The organism is Aquabacterium sp., from assembly GCF_049274795.1.
GTDB lineage: Bacteria > Pseudomonadota > Gammaproteobacteria > Burkholderiales > Burkholderiaceae_C > Aquabacterium.
Window position 1 is genome coordinate 1 of record NZ_JBASTH010000087.1, and the last position, 2,934, is coordinate 2,934.

A 2,934-nucleotide genomic window follows, 5' to 3' on the forward strand; every position below is an offset into this window, starting at 1 on the left:
GTCCCGCAAGGCCTATGACGATCAATACCTGCCCCACCGCGGCGACGAATGGCGCCAGGTGCTGCCAGGACATGCTGCGGTTGGTGAGCAAGCCGTAGATGGCCGAGTCCGCGCGCAGCAGGCAGAAGACCAGACACAGCGCGGCTCCGGCGGCGGTGAGCAGCAGACTGCGCCGCAGCCAGGCCACCTCGTGGTAGCGGGCGTACTGCAGGCAACGGACGATAATGACAACTGCGCCAAGGGCATACGTGCTCAGGTAGAGCAGCATGTAGGTGACCCAGAGCGGATCGTCGCCGTGCGCGGCGTAGAAATCCACGGGGAGTTCGGCCTCCGGGGCGACGATCCAGCAGACAATCAAGGCGACGGCGACCAGGCAGGCAAGGACGATCCACAGGCGCAATCTGCGATAGGCACGCCGGCCGGGCTCTCCCCAGAACGTGATGACCGCGAGGACGCACGCAGTCCAGGCCATGCCCCCGGTCAGGCTCAGGATGAGTCGGCAGATGTTGTGCACCCCGATCGCGCGGTCCAGCAATACCGAGACGCTCGGAATGGACAGCGTGACCGCAATTCCTTTGAACAGGAACGACATCAGCAGTGCTATGGAGGCGGGCGGCCGCACCGGGGAACGGCTGATGGCCAGCGCCACCACGACGACGGCGCCCCATATGAACGCTGCGGAGACCACATAACTGAACGCCGTGTTTTCGAGCAAGCGGGCCACTGAAGACATCACGGCGTCGCCGAATTGCCCTCGAGTCTCAGCGAAGCGAGAATGCGTCCCAAGTTGGCGTTCGATATCGAGATGGATTGCGGCGCACCGCGTCTGACCCGTTGTCCCATGATGGAGGCGAGTGTTTCAGCCTCGATCTCCTGGTCGTCCAGGTAGTTCTCCCGGCGCAGCACTTCGCCCAGGCCAGTGTGGCCGGCGGCGGAGTGGCCGCACAGCACATGGCTGAGCTCGTGCAAGATGATGTGCTCGCGGTGCATCGTGGTGGTCTCGCTGTCGAAGACCACGTAGTCGGTGGGTCCCGTTCGCACCAACATGCCGTGCACACCGCTTCCTGACAAGCGGTACGGCAGCAGCTGGATGTCACGCCCACTGATCCGGCCGGCGACCTCGCGGATGTCGTCGACCGCGGTGAGCTTGTCCAGCCCCCAATCCACGAGCTTGCGTGTGCAGTCGCGGTGAATCGCCTTGAGCTCGCGCGTCGATCGCAGAACTGTCGCGCCACACGACGCGTCCATGACTACCGTTCGGCTTTCGCGGGGGCGATGGTCGGCAGGCCTTGCAGCGCGCGCACGTGATCCAGTACGGCGGCAACGGTTTCCAGGCTCTCCTTGTTGAGGCCGATGGCACGTAACGCAATCAGCTCAACGTCGTCGCGGGCGGATTCATCGAGTGCGCCGAGCCGCTCATCGAGTGAGTGTGACCGCGCCGGATCGGTGATGGCCGACAACGGCACCTGGAAGAAATCGGCCAACGCACCGAGCAGGTCGATGCCGGGGCGCGCTCGCTTGCCGGTACGCAGCGCGGAGAGGTACGCGCCGCCGACCTTGATATCGGGATGGGCCTTCTTGAGGGCGGTTGCGACTTCGTCGTTGGTCCACATCCGCCCATCGGGACGCCGATGGGCGTCGAAGAGCGCGTTGATGCGCTCAGCCAGGTTGACGCCCGTGTCGTGGGTATCTTGGCTGATCGGTGTGGTCGGCGAAGTCGCCATCTGTCCAGTGAAGCATCGATGCCCGCCGGTCTCAACTCGTAGACGAGTGGTATCCCATGATTCCAACGCATGGTTGATCCGCGTGGTGTTGTTTGGTCGGCGGATGGCGCCCACTGAATGCTGCCGCGCAGCAGTGGCACGACTCGGCCGGACCGCTACGCTCGGTCGGACCGTCGGGCGCTAACGTCATGGCGGCGCCGGTTGAGTCGGTGCCCGCCCCCATAGCCCAATTGGCAGAGGCAGCGGACTTAAAATCCGCCAAGTGTCGGTTCGAGTCCGACTGGGGGCACCCAACCTCGGTGCTGTGATGACGGCTGCGTGCAATCCGTCGGCGCTAGTAAACCTACAACCGCACGTTTGCTGATTCCACGGCGTTTCGGTGACGGCAAGAACCGGAGGCTGCCATCGACCTCGCGGAGTTCCAGATCAGGGTCAACTCCATCCACCCGTGGGGCGTCGACACCGTGCTCGCTGCGGATCCCACCGTCGGCACGTTGCTCACTGATCACCCGACCTACCTGATGCCATTCGGCTGCATGCTCAGCGACCCATTTCCCGCGACCGTCGACGACATCTCCGACGCGGTGATCTACCTGGCGTCGGATTTGTCGCGTGCCGTCACCGCAACGCAATTGACTGTCGATATGGGTGCCACGAAGGTGTGATCGCCGCTCTGTGGATCGAGCCCCACTAGTAACTCGATCTATCTGCGACTAGATATCGCTCTTCGGGCTATGGTGCTGCGCCGGTAGGCGGACGATCGTAGAGAGTGCCAACAAATCACAATCTCAGCCGACGAAGGCCGAGGCCGTGCGCCGGCGTGGTGGGCACGGAGAGAAGGCGCCATCATGATGTACGCAGAGTACGAAATGGCGGCATTGGTGGTGCTACTGGTTGGCGCCGGGTGCGAGGTGGTGGCGACCAATCTGCGCCGCGCCCACCCCACTCGGATGCCGGACCGAGAAGCGGCACCGCCGATATCGAAAATTCACGGAACCCATTCGTTATCAAGGGATTACCGGGCCGGAGGTTCGGTTGAAGCGAAGGGCCTGCGGCTTGCCATGGACCGGTCGCACGCTAAGCGCGCGCAACGACGCCGGGAGAAAAGGGAATTCCAAATCTGGCTGGACATCACCTCGCGTCCACTGTAGCGACGGATCAAAGGCGTTGCGTAGCCGTGCCACCGCCCTACGATCGGTAAGTATGACCC

At 63.5% G+C, this 2,934-nt stretch carries 5 protein-coding genes and 1 tRNA gene; 3 read left to right on the top strand and 3 right to left on the bottom strand.

What is annotated here, in order from left to right; all coding sequences use genetic code 11:
* The 3 genes from WAQ08_RS14140 to WAQ08_RS14150 form a co-directional block, all read right to left on the bottom strand.
* Positions 1–733: MAB_1171c family putative transporter (locus WAQ08_RS14140; RefSeq protein ID WP_422192266.1), on the bottom strand; the 733-nt coding region annotated here is incomplete at its 3' end.
* Positions 733–1,248, bottom strand: a complete 516-nt coding sequence (locus tag WAQ08_RS14145) for a hypothetical protein (protein WP_422192267.1) — start codon at positions 1,246–1,248, stop codon at positions 733–735. The genes WAQ08_RS14140 and WAQ08_RS14145, both read right to left, overlap by 1 nt.
* Positions 1,249–1,250: 2 nt before the next feature.
* Positions 1,251–1,724, bottom strand: coding sequence for an XRE family transcriptional regulator (locus WAQ08_RS14150; protein WP_422192268.1), 474 nt, complete (start codon positions 1,722–1,724; stop codon positions 1,251–1,253).
* A 215-nt stretch (positions 1,725–1,939) separates the two neighbouring features.
* Here WAQ08_RS14150 and WAQ08_RS14155 point away from each other — a divergent pair.
* From WAQ08_RS14155 to WAQ08_RS14165, 3 genes are all read left to right on the top strand, one after another.
* Positions 1,940–2,013: transfer RNA gene (locus WAQ08_RS14155), tRNA-Leu, on the top strand.
* Between the two features lie 115 nt (positions 2,014–2,128).
* Positions 2,129–2,389 carry an SDR family oxidoreductase gene (locus WAQ08_RS14160; RefSeq protein ID WP_422192270.1) on the top strand — a complete coding sequence of 87 codons (261 nt, stop codon included), beginning with the start codon at positions 2,129–2,131 and terminating at the stop codon, positions 2,387–2,389.
* A 183-nt stretch (positions 2,390–2,572) separates the two neighbouring features.
* A complete protein-coding gene (locus WAQ08_RS14165; RefSeq protein ID WP_422192269.1) occupies positions 2,573–2,875 on the top strand; it encodes a hypothetical protein in 303 nt (100 codons plus the stop codon).
* Positions 2,876–2,934 lie beyond the last annotated feature (59 nt).

What these genes read in the sequence shown, in the direction of transcription:
- WAQ08_RS14165 (WP_422192269.1), top strand. Translation starts at nt 2,573, where the DNA reads ATGATGTACGCAGAGTACGAAATGGCGGCATTGGTGGTGCTACTGGTT.
- WAQ08_RS14145 (WP_422192267.1), bottom strand. Translation starts at nt 1,248, where the DNA reads ATGGACGCGTCGTGTGGCGCGACAGTTCTGCGATCGACGCGCGAGCTC.
- WAQ08_RS14150 (WP_422192268.1), bottom strand. Translation starts at nt 1,724, where the DNA reads ATGGCGACTTCGCCGACCACACCGATCAGCCAAGATACCCACGACACG.